Raw genomic sequence first — 23,037 nt, 5'->3', positions numbered from 1 at the left:
CCGTGAAGATCCGAGAGCTCGACATCCCCGGCGCATGGGAGCTCACGCCGCGCCAGTTCGGCGACGACCGAGGCGTGTTCCTCGAGTGGTTCCAGGGCAGCGAGTTCGCTGCGACGGTCGGACACGACCTCGACCTCCGGCAGGCGAACCTGTCGGTCTCCGCCGCCGGGGTCGTCCGGGGGGTGCACTTCGCCGACGTCCCGCCGAGCCAGGCCAAGTACGTGACCTGCGTGAGCGGCGCGGTGCTGGACGTCGTGGTGGACATCCGCGTCGGCTCGCCGACCTTCGGCCGCTGGGACTCGGTGCTGCTCGACGACGTCGACCGCCGCGCCGTCTACCTGAGCGAGGGCCTCGGGCACGCGTTCTGCTCGCTCGAGGACGGCTCGACCGTCGCCTACCTCTGCTCGGCACCCTACGCGCCGGGCAGAGAGCACGGGATCCACCCGTTGGACCCGGGTCTCGCGATCGAGTGGCCGACGACGGACCGCCGTGGCCGTGCGCTCACCCCGCGGCTCTCGGACAAGGACTCCCAGGCCCCGACGTTCGAGGAGGCGCACGCGCAGGGTCTGCTGCCCACCTGGGAAGCCGTGCGGTCCTTCCTCGCCGACCGACGGGGCACGGGCGCCTGAGCGCCCGGGCGCCCGCCGACCGCGAGCTGCCGTCCTACTGCCCGGACGCGGCGTAGGTCGCCTCGACGCCGGCCTTCGCCGGGCGCCACCACGACTCGTTCTCCCGGTACCAGTCGACCGTCGCGACGAGGCCGTCCCGGAAGTCGGTGTAGCGCGGCTCCCAGCCGAGCTCCTCCCGGAGCCGCGAGGCGTCGATCGCGTACCGCAGGTCGTGCCCGGGGCGGTCGGCCACGTGGTCGAAGTCGTCGGAGGGCCGCCCGAAGATCTCGAGCAGCGTCCGCACCACGTCGAGGTTGCTCGTCTCCCCGTCGGCACCGATCAGGTACGTCTCCCCGATCCGGCCCGCGTCGATGATCCGCCACACGGCGCTGTTGTGGTCCTCGACGTGGATCCAGTCACGCACGTTCAGCCCGGCCCCGTAGAGCCGGGGGCGCACCCCGTCGATGAGGTTGGTCACCTGGCGCGGGATGAACTTCTCCACGTGCTGGTACGGGCCGTAGTTGTTGGAGCAGTTCGAGAGCGTCGCCTCGACCCCGAAGGACCGGACCCACGCCCGCACGAGCAGGTCGCTCGCCGCCTTCGTGGAGGAGTACGGGCTCGAGGGGTTGTACGGGGTCGTCGGTGTGAACTTCGCCGGGTCGTCGAGCTCGAGGTCGCCGTACACCTCGTCCGTCGAGATGTGGTGGAAGCGCACCCCGTGCCGACGGACGGCCTCGAGCAGCGTGAAGGTCCCGACGACGTTGGTCCGTACGAAGGGCGACGGGTCGTTGAGCGAGTTGTCGTTGTGGGACTCGGCGGCGAAGTGCACGACCAGGTCGTGCTCGGCGACCAGCGGGTCCACCACGTCGGTGTCCGCGATGTCGCCCTGCACCAGGCGGACCCGGTCCGCCACAGGATCGAGCGACGAGCGGTCGCCCGCGTAGGTGAGCGCGTCCAGGACGGTGATCTGGACGTCCGGGCGCTCCCGGACGCTCTGGTGGACGAAGTTGGACCCGATGAAACCGGCTCCGCCGGTCACCAGCATCTTCATGTGCGCTGCTCCTGCCAAGTCGTCGTGCGGCCGACCGACCACTCTAGACGACCGGTCCCCCGGTCTCAGCCTCGCGTCCGTGACCGCAGCGCGAGGCCGATGTCGGCTCCCGTCGCGGCGATGCCCACCGGGAGCGGCACGAACGCGCGGTGGTCCAGCTCGGGCCACACGCGGGACCGGAACCGCAGGTCGAGCGCCTGACGAGAGGTGAACGGCGACGCCGCCAGCACCGCCTGGGGGCGTCGCTTGTAGATGCGGCGCATCTCGCCGAGCAGGGTCGCGATCGAGACCGACTGCTGCGACGCGAGGATCTTCACCACGGGTTCGCTCCCCGGCGGGAGGGTGGCCGCGCGGTCGAGCGTGTCGAGGACCATCGCCGCGCAGTCGTCGACGAAGAGATAGTCGCGCAGCGTGTCCAGCGGGACGTAGATCCCGATCGGGCGCGCCGTGTGGTGCGCCAGGCAGAGCTGGGAGATGAGCCCTTGGGGTTTCGCCAGGTTCTGCCCCGGACCGTAGATGTTCGCGATGCGTGCCAGCACCACGCGCGTGCCCGCCCCGCCGAGCGTACGGAAGGCGTCCTCCGCGTCGAGCTTGGCACGCCCGTACTCCGCCAGCGGCCGCGGCGCGGTCTCCTCGGTGAAGGGTGGGTCGTCGCTCCCGGCGTAGAGGCCGCCGGCCGACGAGGCGAAGAGGAGCGCACCCCGTGCCGCGACATCGGTCGGCAGCGCCCGCAGCCGGGAGACCACGTCGCGGATGACGTCGAGCTCGGCACCGAGCGCGTCGGCCGTCGACGCGGTGACCCCTGCCCCCGCGGCCCAGACCACGGCCCAGGGGCCGTCTCCCGCCGTCCGGAGGAGCTCGTCGACCGCGCGCCCGAGGTCCTCGACGGCGTCGGCACGCACGCCCCACCGCACCCGCGCCCGGACGGACGACGTCCCGCGGCGGTCGAGCTCGCGCGTCACGGCCCGGCCGAGCAGGCCCCCCGCGCCCACGACCAGGGTCGTCGCGCCCCCCGCACGGTTCATCGATCGCGTGCGCGTCCGAGCGGGCCCTGCGCGGGGTCGCTCACGATGAGATAGAGCGGCCTGCCCATCGCCATGTTGACGGCCACCCCGATGTACTCCGCGACCACACCGATCGCGAACAGGATGAGACCGGTCGCCAGCAGCATCACGACGATGAGCGACGTCCATCCGGCAGGGACGGACTCGCCCGCGATACGGGCGATCGCGAGCGCGACCGCGACCACCACGCCCGCGACGCCGAACACCGCGCCGAGCACGCTCACGATCCGCAGCCCCCGGGTACCGCTCGAGAGCACCATCCGCCAGAAGTGCGACAGGAGGCGCCGCAGCGAGTACCCGGACCGACGCTCGCCCTCGTCACGGAGCGCGACGGGGGCCGTGGTGACGGTTCCCGCGACCCAGCCGAGCGCGACGTCGAGATAGACGCTGGGGCCCGCGTACGCGGCCACGGACCGACCGATCTCACCGAGAACGAGCCGATAGCTCTGGTAGAGCGACGTGTCGGTACCCCCCGCGAGCGCCTCGATCACGCGCTTCGCCGCCTTGGACGTCACGTTGCGGAACGCGGAGTGCGGAGGGGCGTTGGTCGGCGCCGCGTAGACGACGGTCGCCCGCTGCGCGAGCGCCGCGTCCAGCAGCACGCCCATGTCCGCGGGGTCGTGCTGGCCGTCCTCGTCCAGCGTGACGATCCAGTCGCCGCCCGAGGAGGCCATCCCGGCGAGGGTCGCGGCATGCTGCCCGAAGTTGCGGCTCAGCCAGACGGGTCGGACGACGTCGTACTTCGCGGCGAGGTCGCGGATGACCGCGGCGGAACCGTCGGGTCCGTGATCGAAGACGAGCAGGACCTCGGTGACCTGGGCCTGCGCCCCCGCCGGTGTCGCGAACGGGACGCAGAGCCTCTCGATCTCCTCGAGGAGTGCCGGGAGCGTGCGCTCACCCTGGTACACGGGAACGACGACGGAGATCTTGTGAAGGACGCCGTCGAGGTCTTCGTTCGTCACGCTGGAGACTATAGTCGTTGGGTCGTCGCAGCCCGTCCGCCCTCGGGTGCGCCCACGAGCTCCGAGAAGAGGTACCCCGCCCGATGGTCATGGACCCGGAGCCCCCGACGACGGACGCCCCCGGATCGCCGACCCCGGCCCCTCCCGCAGGGATGCACGGGTCGCTCGGCCCCCTCTTCACCCTCGTCAAGGACCAGCGGGTCGCGTTCCTCATCGTGGGCGGCCTCAACACCGTCATCGGCACCGCGTGGTTCGTCGTCTTCGAGATGCTCCTGCGCGACCAGCTCGGCCGGTTCGGCTACATGGCGAGCCTCGTCTGCGCGCACGTCGCGGCCGTGCTCTGCGCGTTCGTGCTCTACCGCAAGTTCGTCTTCCGGGTGACGGGGCACGTCTGGCTCGACCTGGCTCGCTTCGAGGTGGTGAACCTCAGCGCGCTCGGGGTCAACCTCGTCGCCCTGCCGTTCGTCGTCGAGCTCTTCGGGCTCGCGCCGATCCCCGCCCAGCTCCTCATCACCTGCGTCACCGCGCTCATCAGCTACTTCGGCCACAAGGGCTTCTCGTTCCGACGCAAGAAGCCGGCGGCCACGCCCCCCGACGTCGCCGACACCGGTGCCGCCGACAGCCACAGCAGAAAGGACGCCCCCACGTGAGCCCTCGCGTCTCGGTCGTCGTGCCCGCGTACAACAACGGCGACTACATCGCCGCGACGATGCGCTCCGTGCTGGACCAGACCTTCGACGACTTCGAGCTCGTCGTGGCGGACCACTCGTCCACCGACGACACGTGGGAGCAGCTCCAGGCGTTCGCGGAAGACCCCCGGGTGCGGCTCGTGCAGACGGACGCGGGCGGCGGAGCCCGGAGGAACTGGAACCGGGTGAGCGAGCTCGCCCGGGGTGAGCTCATCAAGCTCGTCTGCGGGGACGACCTCGTGCACCCCACCATGCTCGCCCGCCAGGTCGCGGCGATCGACGCGGCAGGTCCGGAGGCCGTGCTCGTGGCGTCGCAGCGAGACCTCGTCGACGCGCGCGGAGACGTCTTCGTCCGTGCGCGGGGCCTGGGCGACCTCGACGGCGTCGTGGACGGCGCCGAGGCGCTGCGGGCCACCGTGCGCTCCGGCACGAACCTCTTCGGCGAGCCCGCGTGCGTGCTCATGCGCACCGACGCCCTGCGACGCGCGGGGTGGTGGCAGGACCTGCGGTACTACATCGACGCCGGCTCGTACGCCCACGTCATGGTCCAGGGACGGGTCGTCGCACTGCGCGAGTCCCTCGCGTCGTTCCGCGTCAGCGCGAGCCAGTGGTCCGTCCGCCTGATGCGGCAGCAGGCGGAGGAGGCCGCGGAGTTCCACCGCCTGGCGCGTGAGCTGGCGCCCGCCACGATCACCGAGCAGGACGTGCGCCGCGGTGACCGTCTGGCGAAGGTCGTCGCTCTGCAGCGCCGGGCGGCGTACGTCGTCCTCGGGCGCCGGATGCGCCCTCGAGACTGACCCGCCGCGCTCACACCTCGGTGCCGGCGGGGGTCGTGCTCCGTCGGCTCCGGAACCCCTGGAACGCGCAGAGCCCCACCGCGCCCAGCAGCGCCACGACCAGGCCACCGAGCTCCAGCGTCCACCCCGGCGGCCGGAACGACACCTCGACCGTCTCGCCGACGCTGTCGCCGTCGAGCTCGACCGTGAGGAGGAAGTCTCCCGTCGGTGCCGCCAGCTCACCGCCGGCGACGCGGTACCCGGGCCAGGCCATCCGGCTGAGGACGATCGTCCCGCCGGACTCGGGCACGTCCGTCACGCGGAGCGTCGTCACGTCGTCGCTCACCGACTCCTCCACCACCTCGACCCCGTCGGAGGCGTAGGTCACGTGGCCGGGTCCGGGCACCGCGACGTCCCGGGTCCACAGCTCGGTCGAGTGCCCGGTCGTCGCGACGTGCCAGCCCGCGGGCGGCGTGGGAACACCGTCCGGGAACGCCGACAGGACGAGCTGGACGTTGCCGATCCCCATGAGGTCGACGAGCGGGGACGACGTCCCCTCCACCTCCGCGAACAGCGCGTCGAGCGAGCCGGCGCACGACTCCCCCCGGTTGCTCACGCACAGGGTCTCCGAGTACGCCGCGAACCCCACGGGCGTGTAGACGTTCTGCACCGGAGCCGGATTGAGGTACCAGGTGTTCGCGAGCAGCGTCTCCTCCCAGACCTCCGGGCCCGGGGCCTGCGTCGGGGCGCCCACGACGAACACGTTCTCCTCGACCCCCTCGAGCTGGCGCTGGTAGTCGGCCACGGCCGACGGCATGCCGAAGTCGGCGAGCGGTGGGTCCGGCTGGTAGCGGTGCTGCACCACGACGTTCGCCGAGGTCGCCAGGACTGCCACGAGCGCGAGCGGCAGTGCGCGCCGCCCGGAGGTGGTCCGGAGGAGGACGAAGTACGTCGCGCCGACCACGAGCAGGACGGCCACCGCGACGGCGAGCGGCCTGCCCCACCCGGGCACCTGGACGAACGCCAGGTAGGCGCCGATCAGGACGAGGGCGACGAAGACCGCGCCCCGCGCGAGGGTCACGCGCGCGACGAGCGCGCGGCTGAGCACGACCGCGAGCAGGACGAGCGCCGCGAGCGAGACGTACGGCATCATCCGCACCGGGATGCGGAGCGGGCCGGCATAGCTCGGCCCGACGACCCACAGGACCATGACGAGGAGGAACAGCCCGATCCCCACGAGGTCCCGAGCGTCGCGGACGATCTTGCGGACGTCGACGAACGCGACGAGCGGGAGCGCCCAGGAGATGTAGAGCATCGGGACGACGGCGAACGCGCCCCACCAGGCCGAGACCTCCGGTCTCGCCGTCGAGATCGCGGAGGCAAGAAGTCCGTTGAGGTCGGCGACGAGGAAGCCGTCGTTGAGGATCGAGCTTCCCTGGCGCACCGTGACGTCGGCGGAGAGGACGCCGGGGAGGTAGACCGCCACGGCGACGAGCCCGAGCAGGACGCTCGCGCCGAGGACGACGAGAGCGCCCCGCCGCTGGCCCGCGATCATCGCGTCGACCAGCACGGCACAGATGACGAAGACCAGCGCGATCGTGCCGTGGACGTAGCCGACCGTCACGACGAGATACCCGGCGACGAGCATCCCGACCGGGTTGCGACCGCGGGCCGCGCGGCGCGCCATCCACCAGAACCACGGGATGCCCGCCGAGGTGAACAGTCCCGTCACCCAGGTGGTCGCGTCCATGTAGAAGGTGAACCCCGCCAGCGGGAAGCCGATGCCCGCGAGGAGCGCCCAGTGGCGGTGCCCCCCGAAGTCGCGGACCAGGCCGTACGCACCGACGGCTGCGACGCCCATCACGACCGCCTTCACCGCGGTCGAGAACACGACGGCGTCCGGAGCGTAGGACGCCAGAAGACCGATCAGGAGCACGACGGGGTTCAGCAGCCCCCACTGCCCCTCGACGAAGTAGTTCCCGGCCGCCCAGGTGTCCGTCTCGAGGAACGAGAACCCGCCCTCGCGCAAGAGCTCGCCGATGCGGAACCAGATCCCGTACGCGCCGATCTGCGTGTCGTCGTTGAAGTAGTAACGAGGCGCTCGCACGAGCGGGACCAGGGCGAGCAGCATCACGACGAGCGCCCCCGAGGCCGCCCACGCGACCTCGACGGCCCGCCCTGCCCGCGGTGAGGCGGCGGCCGCGCCGGTACCAGCGGCGGACGTCGTCCGCGGTGTCTCGGTCCCGGCGCTCATCCGACCCGCTCCTCGGGCGCCGTCGTGGGTACGCCGACGGACGGGCGTGGTCGCTCGACCTGGCCCGGCGGCGGCGTCCTCCCGGACGACGACATGCGCTTGATCGCCAGCCGCGCAGGCTCCTCGAACCAGCGCCAGAGCGCGTAGCCCACGGCGAGCGCGGCGAACGGCAGCAGCACGAACGCGATCTTCGACCCGAGCGTCCCGGGCGCCATCCACGCGAACCGGCCCTGTGCCCACCACACCGGCTCGATGAGGAGCATGTGCACCATGTAGACGCTGTACGAGGCTGCCCCGCCGATCACGAACCAGCGGGTGCCGAGGAGCGTGACGACGTGCCGGTCGCCGATCGCCAGGAGACCGACGAGAAGGACGAACAGCGGCGTCACGAGCGGCGCGAGCTCCGGGTGGCCGACAGCGTCGACCCCGTACAGCCAGGCCAGGATCAGCAGGATCACGCCGAGCGCGGCGTGGCTCGCGACGGCGCGCGAGCGGGTGGTGAGCCGAAGCTGTCGCACGCCCTCGTAGACCAGGGCGCCCGCGACGAAGCAGCACAGGATGCGGAGCATCCAGGCCCAGGGGTAGTACATGGTGCCGTACGCGACGACGAAGACCAGCAACGGGACGAGTGCGACGAACGCGAGCACGAAGAGGCTGGTCGCCCGGAGCGAGCGACCGAGCCGGAGGAACAGGAGCGCCATGATCGGGAAGAGCGCGTAGGCGAAGGCCTCGGCGGAGACGGACCAGGCCGGGCCGTTCCACATCAGGCGGTCGGTGTCGCCCTCCGTCCAGAGCGCGACGAGGAAGCTCTGGCGCAGGAAGCTCGGCACCGTGAAGTCCCGGGGCGGGACCGGGTCGGTGCTGACACGCATGATCAGCCCGTGCCAGAGACCCGCCGCCAGGAGCGTCACGAAGAACACCGGCCACACGCGGGCGATCCGCGCCCAGTAGAACCGCGCCGTCGACACCCGCTGCATCGAGCGACCCATCCGGGCCGAGTAGTTGAGCGCCAGCACGAACCCGCTGAGCGTGAAGAACAGGTCGACGCCGAGCTCGCCGTGCGACAGCAGCGGCCCCGCCCAGGACTCCGTCCCGGGGAACTCGCTGTAGAGGTTTCCCCGGATGTGGAAGACGACGACCCAGACCGCCGCGACGATCCGCACGCCGGTGAGGGCACGGACGTGCCCGATCTCCGTCGTCGGGACGTCCGCCCCCGGAGAGGCGGACGCCGCCGCGCCGTTCGTCATCGCGTCGTTCTCGGCTTCTCGATCTCGGGACGGAACACCACGCCCTTCGCGGCCGCCTTGACCAGCCGCAGGCGCAGCCGCCACGGCACGCTCGACCGGGTGAGCTGCTTCGTCATGTTCTCGACGAGCGACGCCGCGAGCGTCGGGCTGCGGAAGGCACGGGCGGACGCGATCTGGTTGCGGACCCCGTACTCGAACTTCCAGATGTTGCCGTCGTTGACGTCGCCGAAGTTGACCCCGCGGTTCTGCGGGAGGAGGTGGTTGACCTTCGACGACGGGAGGAAGATCCCCGGGCGGTACTTCGCCAGGCGCTGGGTGTACTCCGCGTCGTCGTACCAGATGAAGAAGTTCGCGCTCGGCAGGCCGACCGCGTGCACGGCCTCTCGCGTGATGAGGACCGAGACGAACGAGCACGACTTCATCAGGGTGAAGTCGGCACCCATGGCCAGCGGGCGCGCGAAGTCCCACGTCGGCTCCGGGGTGTTCATCTCGCAGAGGGAGCCGTCCTTCCACAGGACCATGCTGCAGGCGAAGCTCGGCAGGTACCCGAGCGTCTCCGTGGCGCGGTCGAGCCCGGAGACGAGCTCGCCGAGCGCCTCGACCTGCGGGACGGTGTCGTCGTCCATGAGCCACATCGCGTCGTACCCGAGCTCGTACGCGAGCTCGGTCCCGGTCGCGAAGCCCCCGGCGCCCCCGGTGTTCTCCGGGAGCCGGCGCACGGTGGCCGGGACGGAGAACTCGCGCGACGAGAGGAACTCGGCCGTGCCGTCGTCCGAGGCGTTGTCGATGATCACCAGGCGATCGGGCAGCCGGTCCTGCGCCTCGAGCGCGTCGAGCGTCTGCTCGAGCAGCGCTCGACGGTTGTAGGTCACGACGACAGCGGCGACGCGCATCAGTTCTTCTCCTTCAGTTCCTCGAGCCGTCGCGCGAGGAACGCGCTGGCCGGCTCGACCTCGTGCAGTGCCTGGATGAGCTGGGTCTGCTCACGTCGTGCGCGCTCGTAGGCGTCCGGGTCTCCGGCCAGGCGTACGAGAGCCTGCGTCGCACCGCTGAGGAAGCCACGGGGCGCGCGGGGGACGAGGAGCATCGGGGCGACGACGGTCCGCTGGCTCCCGACGTCCGCGGACAGCACGAGGACGCCGTGCTCCTCCGCCTCGAGGGACGTGAGCGTCAGTCCCTCGTTGTCGCTCGAGATCACGAGCACGTCCACGTCGTCCATGAAGTCGCCGACGGGCCCCCAGGGGCGCCGCTCGATGACGCCCTCGAGACCCTCCTTGCGGATGCGGTCGCTCGTCATGGCGCCGAGCACTCCGCTGCCCTGCATGACGAACGAGAAGTCGGCGGGTGCCTTCGCGTGCAGCCGTGCGGCGAGCGCGACGTAGAGGAACGGCCGCTTCTGCGGCGCCAGGCGCCCGAGGTACCCGATCCGCAGCGGGCCGCCCGACCGGGGTCGTACCGCGGGGACGGGCGAGACACCGGAGGTCAGGGGCCGGTAGACGAGCTTGCGCCGGTCGACCTCGGAGTCGAGCAGATAGAGGTCTCGGAGCTCCGGCGAGATCACGTGGTGCTCGTCGATCAGGTCGGAGAGCTCGATGCTCTGACGGACGAACCCACCCGTGCGGTGCTCGACGATGTGGGTGCTGTCCAGCACCTGCACGGACGGCGCCACGTGACGGAGCTCGGGCAGGAACGCGTACGCCCGGCGCGAATGGTGCACGTGCAGCAGCGTCGGCCGGTACGTGCGGACGAGGGCGGTGAGGAACGCGCCCCAGTCCTCCTCGGCGAGGGCGTTCGCCGCGACGAAGACGTCGTCGGTGATCTCGAGCATCCTGTCGAGCTGGCGCTGCGGAGCGGCCACGTCCGCGGTCACCACGACCCGGTAGCCGGCGGCCGCGGCGAGCTCGGCGGACTGCACGGCCCAGGACTCGGCCCCGCCGGACTCGAACCAGTGCATCGCGATCCACGCCACCGGCTCCTCCCCCGTCGTCAGCGGGGAGCCGCCGGCGGTGGAGAGGTGCTCGACCTGGGGGCGGAGGACCGAACGCCGGTGCTCGACACGGGTGTTGCGCCCCTGACGCCACTCGTCGAGAAGGAGCGGCGCCTTCTCGTAGATCTTCTTGTACACGCCACCGACGACCCGACGCTTGAGCGAGTCGGGCTGGAGGAAGTGGAACTCGCCCGCCTCGTCGAGGAGCGTCGTCGTCGGGACCACGAGAGTACGGCCGACCGCGTCCTGGCGTCCGGGCTCACCCTCGACCGAGACCCGTCCGACCGCGTCGCCCTCGGCGAAGCGGCCGCCGGCGACGGCTGGGTCCACGTCGATCGGGGCGGGGAAGGGCTCGTGCTCGCTCGAGACGACGAGGAGCTCGAGCGGAGCCCCGGGGTGAGCCAGGGCGAGGCTGCGGACCGCAGCGTCGAACCACGCGGCCCCCAGCCGCTGCGCGATCCCCCGTCCCGTCTCGGTCAGGCTGACCCGTGCGACGCGTCCCCCTAGTCGACGCGTCAGCGCGGCAGCGATCTCCACCTCCACGCCCTGCGTCTCGCTCACGTCGGGTCCACTCATCCGTTTCCTCCTCGCAGGTGGGCGATCGCGTCTCCGACCGGCCCGTCGCTGACGACGTGCCCGTGCTCGAGCAGGATCGCCCGGTCGCACAGCTGCTCGATCATGTTGAGGTCGTGGCTCACGATCACGAGCGCCTTGCCGCTCGCCTTGAGCTCGCGGATCCTCGCCAAGCACTTCTTCTGGAAGGGCTCGTCGCCGACCGCCAGGATCTCGTCGACGAGGAACACGTCGGGATCAGTGTGCACGGCGACGGCGAACGCGAGCCGCAGGAACATGCCGGAGGAGTAGAACTTGACCTCGGTGTCGATGAACGACTCGATCTCGCTGAAGGCGACGATCGCGTCGAACTTCGAGTCGATCTCCGCCTCGGTCATGCCGAGGATCGCGCCGTTGAGGTAGACGTTCTCCCGCCCCGTCAGGTCGGGGTGGAACCCGGCTCCGACCTCGATGAGGCCGGCGATCTTCCCCCGGACCCCGACCCGGCCGGAGTCGGCCCGCATCACGCCCGAGATGAGCTTGAGCAGCGTGCTCTTCCCGGAGCCGTTGAGACCGAGCAGCGCGACCGCCTCGCCGTCGTCGACCTCGAAGCTCACGTCGTGCAGCGCGACGAAGTCGGACGACTGCTTCTCGCCGCGACGGACGATGGCGCGCACGACACGGTCCTTCAGCGTGTGGGTGTGCTGCAGGACGAACCGCTTGCCGATCCCGGCCACGACGATCCGTGCCTGCTGTGTCTCGACCATGGTGGACAACGTCAGAGCTCCTGGGCGAATCGGCCGTCGAGTCGCCGGAAGACGACCTGCCCGGCGAGGAGGACGAGGAACGAGAGGACGACCGCGGAGATCGTCGACCACAGGAGGCCCGGAGGCATGGCACCCGTCCGGTCGGTCCCGGGGAACCAGAAGCACAGGTGGAACAGCTCGACCGCGGCGGTCATGGGGTTCGCCTGGTAGATCCACCACAGGACGCCGTCCCCGATGGCGTCCCTGACGTTCTGCCACTGGTACAGCACGGGCGAGAGCCACGTGGCGACCATGAGCATCAGGTCCACGATGTTCTCGGCGTCGCGGAACAGCACGTTCAGCGCCCCGAAGAGCAGTCCGAGACCGAGCGAGAGGACGGCGATGATGACGATCCCGAGCACGCCCGCACCGAGCTCGAACAGCGACGGCTGCCACCCCGCGATCAGCGCACCGAGGATCAGCACGACGAGCTGCGGCAGGAAGTGCACGACGGCGACCCAGACCGACGCGACGGGGAAGAGCTCGCGCGGCAGGTAGATCTTCTTGACCAGGGCGGCGTTGCCCACGATCGAGCGGGTCGCGTTGCCGAACGCCTCGCTGAAGAAGTTGACGGCGACGACGCCGGAGAACAGGTAGACGGCGAAGTCCTCGACGTTCTCGTTCATCCGCAGGAACACGCCCACGGCGAAGTAGAAGACGACGAACTGGACGGCGGGCTTCACGTACGACCAGAGCAGGCCGAGGAAGGATCCTCGGTACCGCACCCGGAGCTCCTTGCGCACCAGCAGGCGCGCGAGGAATCGGCGGCGGAGGACGTCGAGCAGCCCGGCTCCCTTGCCGGGCTCGACGAACGCCTCCTGGGGGGCGACGGTCACTCTTCGACTCCTCCGCTCTGGATCGCGGCGCCGCCACCGAAGTGCGGCGCGAGCTTGTTGTCCACCATCGACAGGGCAGCGCCGATGGCCATGTGCATGTCGAGGTACTTGTAGGTGCCGAGACGCCCCCCGAACAGGACGTCGCGCTCCGCGGCGGCGAGGTCGCGGTACCGCAGGAGGCGCTCACGGTCGGCGGCCGTGTTCACCGGGTAGTACGGCTCGTCCTCGCGCTGCGCGAACCGCGAGAACTCGCGCATGATGACGGTCTTGTCCGTCGGGTAGTCGCGCTCGGGGTGGAAGTGCCGGAACTCGTGGATCCGGGTGTACGGGACGTCCGCGTCCGCGTAGTTCATGACGGAGGTGCCCTGGAAGTCGCCGACGGGGAGCACCTCCTCCTCGAAGTCGAGCGTGCGCCACGACAGGTCGCCCTCGGCGTAGTCGAAGTAGCGGTCCACGGGCCCCGTGTAGACCACGGGGACGTTGCCGACGACGTTCTCCTTGTTGACCGGCTGCGTCGCGTCGAAGAAGTCGACGCCGAGGCGGACCTCGATGTTCGGGTGGTCGGCCATCCGCTCCAGCCAGGCCGTGTAGCCGTCGACGGGCAGGCCCTCGTGCGTGTCGTTGAAGTACCGGTTGTCGTACGTGTAGCGCACGGGCAGCCGCGAGATGATCGACGCGGGCAGGTCGCGCGGGTCCGTCTGCCACTGCTTCGCGGTGTACTCACGGATGAACGCCTCGTAGAGGGGCCGTCCGATGAGGGAGACGCCCTGCTCGTCGAGGTTCGCCGGCCTCTTGCCGCCCAGCTCCGCGGAGAGCTCCTTGACGAGAGCGCGCGCCGCGTCGGGGCCGTGCGCAGAGCGGAAGAACTGGTTGATCGTGCCCAGGTTGATCGGCATCGGGAACACCTCGCCGCGGTGCGTGGTGTACACGCGGTGCACGTAGCTCGTGAACGCCGTGAAGCGGTTCACGTACTCCCAGACGCGCTCGTTGGACGTGTGGAACAGGTGGGCGCCGTAGCGGTGCACCTCGATCCCCGTCGTCTGCTCCGCCTCGCTGAAGGCGTTGCCCCCGATGTGCGGCCGTCGGTCGATCACGAGGACCTTCCGGCCGTACTCCTCGGCGATCCGCTCAGCGACCGTCAGGCCGAAGAACCCCGAGCCCACGACGACAAGATCCGCGTCCACACATACTCCTAGTCTTGGAAGACAGCCGCACTAGCGTAGCCGTTCGGCAGGTGCCGGACGGACGGCGTGGTCGGCCCCGCAGAGCCGCCACAGGACCTTCACGAGCCGCCGTCGTCCTCGAGCCCGCACGCGGTGATGCGGTAGAGACGGGCGTCGCCCTCCTGGGCGACGAGCTCGCCGACACCGGCCTCGACGAGGCCGTCGAGACCCTCGAACCCCGCCGGGGGAGTCCCCCACAGCAGCCGACCGCCGCGCATGACGTACCCGACGTCGAGGTCCTCGACGGCCTCGCAGACGCTCGGGTCGGTGAGGGCGTCGCGCAGGTGGCCCGCGACGAGGAGCCGGTCCTCGTCGAGCCGGATCCCGGTGTGCGGGAAGACCGACTCGCGCCCCGCGAGCGCCCACGTCAGCGAGCTTCCGTCCCACGGGTTGCCCACGACGGCCACGCCTTCCGGGACGACCTCGGCCACCGTCTCCAGGATCTCGATCTCGTCCGCGTCGAGCAGCCCGGCGGACCCCTCGGCGGACGGGTCGACCCGGTACACGTGGGACACGTAGGCGAAGGACTCGCGCATCGTGGCGGTGCGCGGGAGCAGGACCGACACGGCGACCGCGAGGACCACGGTGACGGCAGCGACGACGAGCGCCGCGCGCCGTCCGTCCGGGTGCAGCGCGAACGGGCCGGTCGGCACCCGCGCGAGGCGGAGCAGCGCGGTCACCGCCCAGCCCGCACCGACGACCGCCAGCGGCACGCCGAGCAGCGGCAGGAGCGCCGAGATGCGCTGCGGGTCCGCGTACCAGTACCCCGTGAGCAGGGGGCGCAGCGGGCTGTCGACGCCGCGGACGACGACGTAGAGGACCGCGACGATCCCGTAGGAGAAGGGCAGCCACCGCCAGCGCGCGACGGTCAGGCACACCACGGCACCGAGGACGACGAGACCCGCCACGACCAGGTTGGGGACCCCCGCCGCGAGGTTCTCCGGCTCGGGGAAGTTCGGCGTGGTCGACGGGTGCATCGCCGTCAGGTCGAGGACCTCGCGCGCCGCGTGCCGCCACGACGCCGTCACCTCCCAGGAGCTCTTCTCGCGGAACTGGTCGATCATCGACACCCGTCCCAGAGCCCAGTAGCCGATCCCCGCACCCACCACCGTCAGCACCGCCGGGAGCGCCGCGACCACCGGGCCCCGGCCACGGCGCCGCAACCGCCCCGTCGTCTGGACGAGGGCCGTCACGACCACCGGGACGACGACGTACCACAGCGCGAACAGCCCGTTCGGCTGGGCGAGCACGAGGGTGACCATGCCGAGCAGGGCACCTGCCGCGGGCGGCAGGCGGCGGGGACCCGTCCTGCGGACCAGCGCCAGGACGCACAGCGCGAGGGCTGCGGGCAGCACCGCGTAGGAGAGGAAGTTCGGGTACAGCAGGCCGAACGAGAACAGCCGGTTCGGGTACTGCGTGAACGCGAAGGACAGCGGCGCGACCAGGCCGAGCAGCACGGGCGACGTGCCCAGGATCGTCCGGGCGAGGGCGAGCAGTCCCGCGACCCAGACGACCGAGCCGACGAGGACCGAGACCCAGTTCGCCGCGACGGCGATGTCCGTACCGGTGAGCTGGACCACCAGGGAGACGATCCCGTGCCACAGACCGGGATAGAACGCCGTCGGGGTGTCCGGGACGGTCAGGTTCATGTGGAGCGAGGACGCGTCGCCTCGATCGAGGACGAGGGCGACCGAGTTCAGGTGGAACGGGGTGTCGAAGGTCTGGGCCACGCGATCCGGTCCCCCGACCGCGACGAGCGTGCGCCGCACCTGGAGCACGACCGCCGTCACGCTCGTCACGAGCACCACCGCCGCGAGCAGGCGTCGCGACGGGTGGGCGCCGCGGACGCGGGGCGTCCACGGGCCGCACGCCCGCCGGAGCAGGAGCGCGACGGCGGCGAGCACGACGCTCCCGGCGACGACCGGCCACATCCCCCACGGCACCCCGGCGGCACCCGCGACGACCGCGACGATCCCGATCACGCCGCCGCCGAGCAGGGGCGCCGAGCCCCACGCGACGAGGCCGCGGAGCCCCAGCGCGTACGCGGGCAGGACGCCCGGCAGGAACAGGACGAGCAGGGATGCGACGGCGACGGGCCACGTCGCGAGCCACTCGGCCATCGCTCAACCTCTCCTGTCCGCCAGGAACGTGCGGTACAGCGCCGTCCGGACCTTCTCCGGGACGAGACGGTACCCACCCCGTACGACGACGTTGCGCAGCGCCTGTGCCCGCGACGTGAAGCCGATGCGCCGCATCCGGCGCTGGAGCTCGATCTCCGACCGCAGCAGGCGCGTCCCGCCGCGCCGCGCGTACGCGCCCGCACCCACCCGGTAGAGCAGGAGCGGCTCGGGAAGGTTGCGACCGCGGGCCCCGCGGGCGAGCATGCGGGCGAAGAGCCAGTAGTCCTCGAGGAGCGGCAGGTCCTGGTAGCCGCCCGCGGCCTCGACCGCGGACCGGCGGTACACGACGGTCGGGTGGTTGAACGGCGAGTGGAAGCGCGCCCCCGACTCGATGTCCCTGCTCGACAGCGGGGGCACCCGCACGAGGCCCGGCTCGTCCTCGGAGACGAACTCCTGGATGGCGGTCCCGACGATGTCGTACCCCTCGGCGACGAGCGGGATCTGGCGCGCGAACCGCTCCGGCCGGCACACGTCGTCGGCGTCCGTGCGGGCGACGATCTCGTGGCTGCACCGTGCGAGCCCCGCCTCGAGCGCGAGCGCGAGCCCCACGTTGCGCTCGAGCCGGACGACCGTCACCCCCTGCCCCGCCGACTCGATCTCCGCGACGACCTCGCCGAGGGCAGGACCCACCGGGCCGTCCTGGACGAGCACGACCTCGGCGGGCGGGAGGTGCTGCTCCGACGTCGCCGACCGGAAGGCCCTGCGCAGGTGGGCGGCGTCGTCGCCGTGGTAGACGGGCAGGAGGAGCGAGAACGGCGGCAGCGACACGGTGGTCATGCCGCGGGCCCCCGCCGGCTGCGCCCCGCGTCCAGAGCGTCGACCTCCGCGGTCAGCGGGCCCATGTCCGCCAGCACCGCCGCGTTGCGCCGGGGACCGCGGAGCAGCCCGTCCCGCGCACCGCGCAGACCTGCCGAGCGCAGGACGTCGCGGTTCCGGGAGCCACGGAAGGTGCGCGCCCACCGCCGCAGCGACGCCCCGAGGTAGAGGAACCGCTCCTCCGGCGAGAGCGAGGGCGAGCGCAGGAGCATCCAGAGCTTGTTCCGCACCTCGTAGTAGAAGCGCTCGCCCGGGTCGGCGTCCGTGGCCCCGAACTTCTTGGTCCGGTGCTCGACGACGGACGCGGGCACGTGCAGGCCCGTCCCCCGGCGCAGCAACCGGGCCGAGTACTCGAAGTCGTCGTTCCAGATGAAGTAGTCCGCGACGGGCAGGCCGTGGTGCCGGACCGCCCGCGCGTCGACCAGCATCGAGACGAACGAGGAGGACCGCACGGGAAGAGCCCCGGACTCCCGGGCCCGCGCGATCTGCTCCGCGGACGCCCCCGGGCGACGGCGCGGCGTGTTCATCGGGTGGTCGCGGCCGTCGTGCCAGACGACGCGGCTCCCGAGCAGCGCGACCGGACCCGGGTACGCCTCCCGCGCGGCGAGCAGCTCGGCCAGGGCGGTCGGTGTCGGGATCGTGTCGTCGTCCATCAGCCAGACGAGGTCCGCGTCGAGGGCCTCGACCGCATGGGCCATGCCGACCGCGAAGCCGCCGGCACCGCCCGTGTTCCGGGGCAGCTCGAGCACCTCGGCCCCGACGGGGTGCTCGGCCGCCACGACCGCCGAGTCGTCGTGGGACGCGTTGTCGACGACGACGACCGCGTCGAGCCGACGGGTCTGCGCAGCGAGCGCGTCGAGCGCCTCGACGAGCAGGTCACGCCGGTCGTAGGCGACGACGACCGCGGCGATTCGCATGGAGAACCTCGGGGATCGGCTGGATGGAGACGCGCGAAGGCGCTCGTGCAGGATAGTCCACCCGCAGCGGGTGGATGCGCAGGTCAGGAGGTCTGCCGGCGACGTCCGGGCGACGTGCGGGAGGGCGCCCTGCGCGCCTCAGGCCTCGTCGGGGGCGTCGCCCCGCCCGAGCACGACGCGCGGCACCCCCGCCCAGCGCCCGGCGTCCGTGACGCCGCGACCGTCGACGACGAGCCGCGCCCCGGGCACGCTCTCGCGGCCGGTCTCGCGGTACTCGGCATGGTCGGTCTGGACCACGACGACGTCCGCCCGGTCCCCCAGGTGGAAGGGAGCGAAGCCGAGCGCGGCGAGCTCGGCGTCGGAGTAGAGGGGATCGTGCACGCGGACCGACGCGCCCCGCGCCTCCAGGGCCTTCACGGTGGCGAAGACCCCGGAGAACGCCGTCTCCTTCACGCCGCCGCGGTACGCGGCGCCGAGCACGACGGCGTCCAGCCCGTCGAGCGACCCCAGGAGGTCGACCGCACGTCCCACGACGCGCTCCGGCATGGACGCGTTGACCGCGCGGGCCTCGCGCACGATCGACGCGTCCGGGTCGACCGACAGGTACAGCCGCGGGTACACCGGGATGCAGTGCCCTCCGACGGCGATGCCCGGACGGTGGATGTGGCTGTACGGCTGGGAGTTGCTCGCGTCGATGACGGCGTGCACGTCGATCCCCTGCTTGTCGGCGAACAGGGCGAACTGGTTGGCGAGGCCGATGTTCACGTCGCGGTACGTCGTCTCGGCGAGCTTCGCGAGCTCGGACGCCTCGGCCGAGCCGAGGTCCCAGACTCCGTTCGGGCGGTCGAGGTCCGGGCGCTCGTCGAAGTCGAGCACGGCCTCGTAGAACGCCCGCGCCCGCTCCGCCCCCTCGGGCGAGAGCCCGCCGACCAGCTTGGGGTACTTGCGGAGGTCCGCGAACACGCGACCGGTCAGCACGCGCTCCGGCGAGAACACGAGGTGGAAGTCCTCGCCCTCCACCAGGCCTGAGATCTCCTCCAGCATCGGCTTCCACCGGTTGCGCGTGGTGCCGACGGGGAGCGTCGTCTCGTACGAGACGAGCGTCCCCGGCGTCAGGTGCTCCGCGAGGGACCTCGTCGCGGCGTCCATCCAGCCGAAGTCCGGCGCTGCCGTCTCCTCGTCGACGAACAGCGGGACCACGAGCACGACGGCGTCGGCACCCGGGATCGCCTCGGAATAGTCGGTGGTCGCGCGCAGCCGTCCGGCCGGGACCAGCTCCGCGAGCTTCTCGGCGAGGTACGCCTCGCCCGGGAACGGCTCCTGGCCCTCGTTGACCGTGGCGACCGTACCGGCGTTGACGTCGACTCCGATCACCTCGTGTCCCTTGGACGCGAACTGGACGGCCAGGGGAAGGCCGATCTTCCCCAGGGCGACGACGGCGATGCGCATCGAGTGTTCCTTCCGGCGAGCGGGTGGTCGGTCCGGCAGCGTGTCCCGGATCCGGGGGACCGCGACGGTGTCGTTCAGCGTCGAGCGGTCGGACCACCGTGCAGGATACGCGAGGCGCCGATCATCGCGGCAGCCGGCCGCTCACCTCGACGAGGAGCGGCACGTCCGAGCGCGTGGGTCAGGGCGCGGGCTCGCTCAGGTACCCGGCGAGCGCGGCGCGCACGGGGTCGGACACCACACCCGGACCACCGAGCACGACGATCCGCGCGGGGTCGAGCCGCTCGAGCTCCGCCGCCACGGCAGCGGGAAGGCTGTCCCTCACGGTGAGGAGCACCGGCCCACCACCCGCTCCGGCCGCGGGCGCTCCGGAGAGCCCATCCGGGAAGTTGAGCCCGTTCGCGACGTAGACGACGGGGACACCAGGGTCGAACGTCGCGGCCGAGATCGCGGCCGACGTCGCAAAGCGGTCCGCTCCCGCGGCGCGGGTCACGCTCTTCGACGGGGTGTACTCGGCGAGCTGCTTCGCGACGGCGGCGGAGACCGAACCGGTGCCTCCCAGCACGACGATCCGGCCCGGACGCAGCCGCCGGAGCTCGGCCGAGACCGACCCGGGGACGGCGTTCTGGCTGATGAGCAGCACCGGCGCCTTCCGAGCCCCCGCCGCGGGGGCGCCGGAGAGCGCATCCGCGAACGCCAGACCGTTCGCGACGTAGGCCACCTCGACTCCGGGGGCGAAGGTGGCAGTCGAGATCGCCGCCGAGGTGGCGAACCTGTCGGCCCCGGAGAGGCGGCTCACCTGCCCTGTCGCCGTCAGGCTCTTCAGCTGGGTGACCACGTCCGCGGAGACCACCCCGGCACCGCCGAGGACGACGATCCGCTCCGGTCGGAGCCGCTTGAGCTCGTCCACGACGGGGTTCGGCACCGTCGTGGGCCCGACCAGGAGCATCGGGGCACCGGAGGCGGCAGCGGCCGGTCCTCCGGACAACGCGTCCGGGAACGCCATGCCGTTCGCGACGTACGCGACCTTCACCCCGGGCGCAAAGGTGGCGGCCGAGATCGCCGCGGACGTCGCGAACCGGTCGGCACCCGAGATCCGCTCGACCGCGGTGCCGAGCTCTCCGAAGTACTGGGAGGCACGGCTCTGGATGTACGACAGCTTCCCGTAGGCGAGCGTGCCGGGGCACTCGGTCTGATGGGTGTCCCGGTGACCGAAGACCTTGGGGAGGACCACCGACTGTCCGGCCTCGAACCGGCCGCCGGCCGTCCTGCTCGCCGCGGTGAACGTTGCCTTCCCTGCCGGGTCGACGCCGTACTGCGCGAGCCGGTAGGCGATGATCTTCGCGACGCCGTCGAGCTGCGCCGTCGAGGGTGCCACGTTCGTGTAGGTGCCGACCATCGCTACCCCGACCGTGCCCGTGTTGAAGCCACCGGTGTGCGCTCCGATGAGCGCTCGCTCGATGCTGCCATCGGCCCCCTCGTAGACGTTCCCCCACTTGTCGACCAGGAAGTTGTAGCCGATGTCGCACCAGTCGTTCCCGGACTGGTGGAACGCCTGGTCGTTCCTGATGATCTGCATGGCCTCGGCCATCGACGTGTAGTCGTTCGCGTTCACCGTGTGATGGACCGCACCGCCCTTGAGCGTCGCTGCCGAGCCCCAGGCGCAGGACGCCGGAGCCGCGCCCCACTGCTCACGCGTGATGATCGTCGGGAAGGGGGTCTCCGCAGCCGAGACCGCAGCGGCCCCAGCCACCGGCGCGGCCCCGGACCTCTGTGCGGCCGCCGAGCCTGTCGGTTCGGAGGAGACCGTCGTGACCTGGACGCCGTCGGGCAGGGTCGCGTCGTCGTCGACGGTGGCGATCTCCACCGCGTCCGAGTCGCCCACGTACACGGTGCTCGACGACACGACGTCGCTCGTCGCGGCGTCCGCTCCGTCTGTCGCCCGGTCCACGTGGGTCCATGGACCCCACGACCCGTCGACGGCCCGCGCGCGCAGCCGGATCTCGGGCACGGCTGCGTCGATCTCGGACGACCACGTCACGGCGGCGGTCTGGAAGCTCTCCGCGACGGCGACGGCACCGTTCTCGGCGACGTCGTGCGTCTCGACCTGAGCCGCCTGAGGACCCACCTGGGGCAGGGCGGCGGCGACCGGTGGCGCGTCAGCCTGCCCCGCCGTTGGCTCGAGCACGGACGACCGGGGCAGGGCGCTCCCCGCCGGTGCGAGCACCACGGAGAGCACGAGCAACGGGGTGACGCCGTACGAGAGAGCCTTGCCCGCGACGGAACGTGCCGACACCGGCGCACTCTTCGTGACGCTCGGCCTCGGTGTGGTCCGTGCAGAGTGACGCGCCACGGGATCGCCTCCTAGGGATGCGCGGAATGTCCGCCTCGACACAGAATGCGGACGAAGGGAACTTAGCCCAGATCACGGCCCGGGAGAAGCGCCGCGTCCTGACGCGCCTACAGGACGCGTCGGACGACCGGGACCCGGCGGAGCAGGAGCACGATCGCGTAGGTCACCACGAGGACGAAGACCACACGCCCGAGCATCAGCGGGGCCGAGCCCGCCGCCTTGGCGCCCCCCAGGACAGGCAGCGCCAGCATCAGGTTCCACACGATCAGGTGGAGCACGAACACGCCGAGCGTCGCGTCTCCCGCGACACGACCAACCGCAGCGGCGCGAGGCGTGGCCAGCAGACCGAGCAGACCGCCCGGCCTCACCACGCTCTTGACGACGAGATACACGAGGACGGCGTAGACCTGGACCTGGACGCCGTAGTACGTCGTCGGCAGGAGCTGGCGCACGAGCTCCGGTGCCGCAGGGTTCTCCCAGAGCCACCACTGCAGCACGCCGATCCCCGCCGCGCCGACGGCTGCCGCGGCGAGGACCCAGCCGCGCAGCACGACGTCGCGCAGGCCCCAGCCCAGCAGGTAGAGGCCGAGGTACGGGATCCACCACGTCCAGGCCGTGTGCACCCACGCGACCGGTAGCCCGAGGACACCCTCGGCGGCTGCGGACGCAGCCGTCATCCCGACGAGTGCGGCTCCGGCGACGCACACCGGGCGTCGTCCTGTCGTGCTCACCCACGGCACGAGCACCGGGGTGACCAGCGCGAGCCCGAGCACGATCCAGAAGAAGTAGAGCGCGGTGTAGAGCCGCCCCGTCGCGGACTGCTCGACGAACGCGCGCACGCCGAGGTTCTCGCCCAGCACCGCCACGCAGAAGGCCCACCAGACCAGGTGCCACACGACCACGGCGGGGAGCAGGCGCAGCGCTCGCTTGCGCAGGAAGGCCCCGGCCCCGGCATACCGTGCTGGGTCGAGCAGCAACGCCCCGCTGACCAGGACGAACGCCGGGACGGCATAGTCCGATCCGAAGTCGAGCCAGATCGCCAGGTTGCCGTGGAACGTCCCCCGGGCGCCGTCGACGATGGCGTCGTGACCGACGACGTGGATGCACACGACGGCGGCGATCGCGAGGACACGAAGCCACGAGACCCATTCGAGGCCGGTGACGCCGGCGGTCGGCAGCCGCGACGACGCCGCGATGGCCTCGCGGGAGGGCACCGGGGTGGAAGGAGGGGGGGAGGCCACGGGCAGGAGCGTACCGGGGCCCCCGGACG

General features: G+C 71.6%; 19 protein-coding genes. 3 read left to right on the top strand and 16 right to left on the bottom strand.

Going from position 1 to position 23,037, the window contains the following annotated elements:
* Positions 1 to 2: 2 nt before the first annotated feature.
* Entirely contained in the window at positions 3 to 629 is a 627-nt protein-coding gene (gene rfbC, locus ABRQ22_RS04275) for a dTDP-4-dehydrorhamnose 3,5-epimerase (protein ID WP_353708698.1), read from the top strand.
* A 34-nt stretch (positions 630 to 663) separates the two neighbouring features.
* Here rfbC and rfbB read toward each other — a convergent pair whose 3' ends face one another.
* From rfbB to ABRQ22_RS04260, 3 genes are all read right to left on the bottom strand, one after another.
* Positions 664 to 1,659, bottom strand: coding sequence for a dTDP-glucose 4,6-dehydratase (gene rfbB, locus ABRQ22_RS04270; RefSeq protein WP_253053205.1), 996 nt, complete (start codon positions 1,657 to 1,659; stop codon positions 664 to 666).
* Between the two features lie 65 nt (positions 1,660 to 1,724).
* Positions 1,725 to 2,684, bottom strand: a complete 960-nt coding sequence (locus ABRQ22_RS04265) for an NAD-dependent epimerase/dehydratase family protein (protein WP_253053203.1) — start codon at positions 2,682 to 2,684, stop codon at positions 1,725 to 1,727.
* A complete protein-coding gene (locus ABRQ22_RS04260; RefSeq protein WP_253053201.1) occupies positions 2,681 to 3,685 on the bottom strand; it encodes a glycosyltransferase in 1,005 nt (334 codons plus the stop codon). The genes ABRQ22_RS04265 and ABRQ22_RS04260 overlap by 4 nt, the downstream gene beginning before the upstream one ends.
* A gap of 83 nt (positions 3,686 to 3,768) precedes the next feature.
* On the opposite strand from ABRQ22_RS04260, the gene ABRQ22_RS04255 reads away from it, so the two are divergent.
* Positions 3,769 to 4,335, top strand: coding sequence for a GtrA family protein (locus ABRQ22_RS04255; RefSeq protein ID WP_253053199.1), 567 nt, complete (start codon positions 3,769 to 3,771; stop codon positions 4,333 to 4,335).
* Positions 4,332 to 5,171 (top strand): glycosyltransferase family A protein, encoded by an 840-nt coding sequence (locus tag ABRQ22_RS04250; protein ID WP_253053197.1) that lies wholly within the window; start codon positions 4,332 to 4,334, stop codon positions 5,169 to 5,171. The genes ABRQ22_RS04255 and ABRQ22_RS04250 overlap by 4 nt, the downstream gene beginning before the upstream one ends.
* Positions 5,172 to 5,181: 10 nt before the next feature.
* On the opposite strand, the gene ABRQ22_RS04245 is transcribed toward ABRQ22_RS04250, so the two are convergent.
* The 13 genes from ABRQ22_RS04245 to ABRQ22_RS04185 form a co-directional block, all read right to left on the bottom strand.
* The gene (locus ABRQ22_RS04245) at positions 5,182 to 7,404 is read right to left on the bottom strand and encodes a hypothetical protein (protein WP_353708697.1); all 2,223 of its coding nucleotides are present in this window, start codon (positions 7,402 to 7,404) and stop codon (positions 5,182 to 5,184) included.
* Positions 7,401 to 8,651: an acyltransferase gene (locus ABRQ22_RS04240; protein WP_253053193.1), complete on the bottom strand. Its 1,251-nt coding sequence runs from the start codon at positions 8,649 to 8,651 to the stop codon at positions 7,401 to 7,403. Before ABRQ22_RS04240 ends, ABRQ22_RS04245 begins: the two co-directional genes overlap by 4 nt.
* Positions 8,648 to 9,544: a glycosyltransferase family 2 protein gene (locus ABRQ22_RS04235; protein ID WP_253053191.1), complete on the bottom strand. Its 897-nt coding sequence runs from the start codon at positions 9,542 to 9,544 to the stop codon at positions 8,648 to 8,650. Before ABRQ22_RS04235 ends, ABRQ22_RS04240 begins: the two co-directional genes overlap by 4 nt.
* Entirely contained in the window at positions 9,544 to 11,214 is a 1,671-nt protein-coding gene (locus ABRQ22_RS04230) for a glycosyltransferase (protein WP_253053189.1), read from the bottom strand. The genes ABRQ22_RS04235 and ABRQ22_RS04230 overlap by 1 nt, the downstream gene beginning before the upstream one ends.
* Positions 11,211 to 11,957 (bottom strand): ABC transporter ATP-binding protein, encoded by a 747-nt coding sequence (locus tag ABRQ22_RS04225; RefSeq protein ID WP_253053187.1) that lies wholly within the window; start codon positions 11,955 to 11,957, stop codon positions 11,211 to 11,213. The genes ABRQ22_RS04230 and ABRQ22_RS04225 overlap by 4 nt, the downstream gene beginning before the upstream one ends.
* 11 nt (positions 11,958 to 11,968) lie before the next feature.
* Positions 11,969 to 12,832 (bottom strand): ABC transporter permease, encoded by an 864-nt coding sequence (locus tag ABRQ22_RS04220; protein ID WP_253053185.1) that lies wholly within the window; start codon positions 12,830 to 12,832, stop codon positions 11,969 to 11,971.
* Entirely contained in the window at positions 12,829 to 14,016 is a 1,188-nt protein-coding gene (gene glf, locus ABRQ22_RS04215) for a UDP-galactopyranose mutase (RefSeq protein ID WP_353708696.1), read from the bottom strand. The genes ABRQ22_RS04220 and glf overlap by 4 nt, the downstream gene beginning before the upstream one ends.
* Before the next feature lie 98 nt (positions 14,017 to 14,114).
* Positions 14,115 to 16,175, bottom strand: coding sequence for a DUF6541 family protein (locus tag ABRQ22_RS04210; RefSeq protein ID WP_353708695.1), 2,061 nt, complete (start codon positions 16,173 to 16,175; stop codon positions 14,115 to 14,117).
* A gap of 3 nt (positions 16,176 to 16,178) precedes the next feature.
* Entirely contained in the window at positions 16,179 to 17,012 is an 834-nt protein-coding gene (locus tag ABRQ22_RS04205; protein ID WP_353708694.1) for a glycosyltransferase, read from the bottom strand.
* Entirely contained in the window at positions 17,009 to 17,968 is a 960-nt protein-coding gene (locus tag ABRQ22_RS04200; protein ID WP_353708693.1) for a glycosyltransferase family 2 protein, read from the bottom strand. The genes ABRQ22_RS04205 and ABRQ22_RS04200 overlap by 4 nt, the downstream gene beginning before the upstream one ends.
* Positions 17,969 to 18,106: 138 nt before the next feature.
* Positions 18,107 to 19,417 (bottom strand): nucleotide sugar dehydrogenase, encoded by a 1,311-nt coding sequence (locus tag ABRQ22_RS04195; RefSeq protein WP_353708692.1) that lies wholly within the window; start codon positions 19,415 to 19,417, stop codon positions 18,107 to 18,109.
* Positions 19,418 to 19,595: 178 nt separating this feature from the next.
* Positions 19,596 to 21,710 carry a cell wall-binding repeat-containing protein gene (locus tag ABRQ22_RS04190; RefSeq protein WP_353708691.1) on the bottom strand — a complete coding sequence of 705 codons (2,115 nt, stop codon included), beginning with the start codon at positions 21,708 to 21,710 and terminating at the stop codon, positions 19,596 to 19,598.
* Positions 21,711 to 21,874: 164 nt separating this feature from the next.
* Positions 21,875 to 23,008 carry an acyltransferase gene (locus ABRQ22_RS04185; RefSeq protein WP_353708690.1) on the bottom strand — a complete coding sequence of 378 codons (1,134 nt, stop codon included), beginning with the start codon at positions 23,006 to 23,008 and terminating at the stop codon, positions 21,875 to 21,877.
* Positions 23,009 to 23,037 lie beyond the last annotated feature (29 nt).

This window comes from Cellulosimicrobium sp. ES-005 (genome assembly GCF_040448685.1).
In the GTDB taxonomy this organism is placed as follows: domain Bacteria; phylum Actinomycetota; class Actinomycetes; order Actinomycetales; family Cellulomonadaceae; genus Cellulosimicrobium; species Cellulosimicrobium cellulans_G.
Note: the sequence above shows the minus strand (reverse complement) of the source record. Positions and strands in the feature narration are given on the sequence as shown.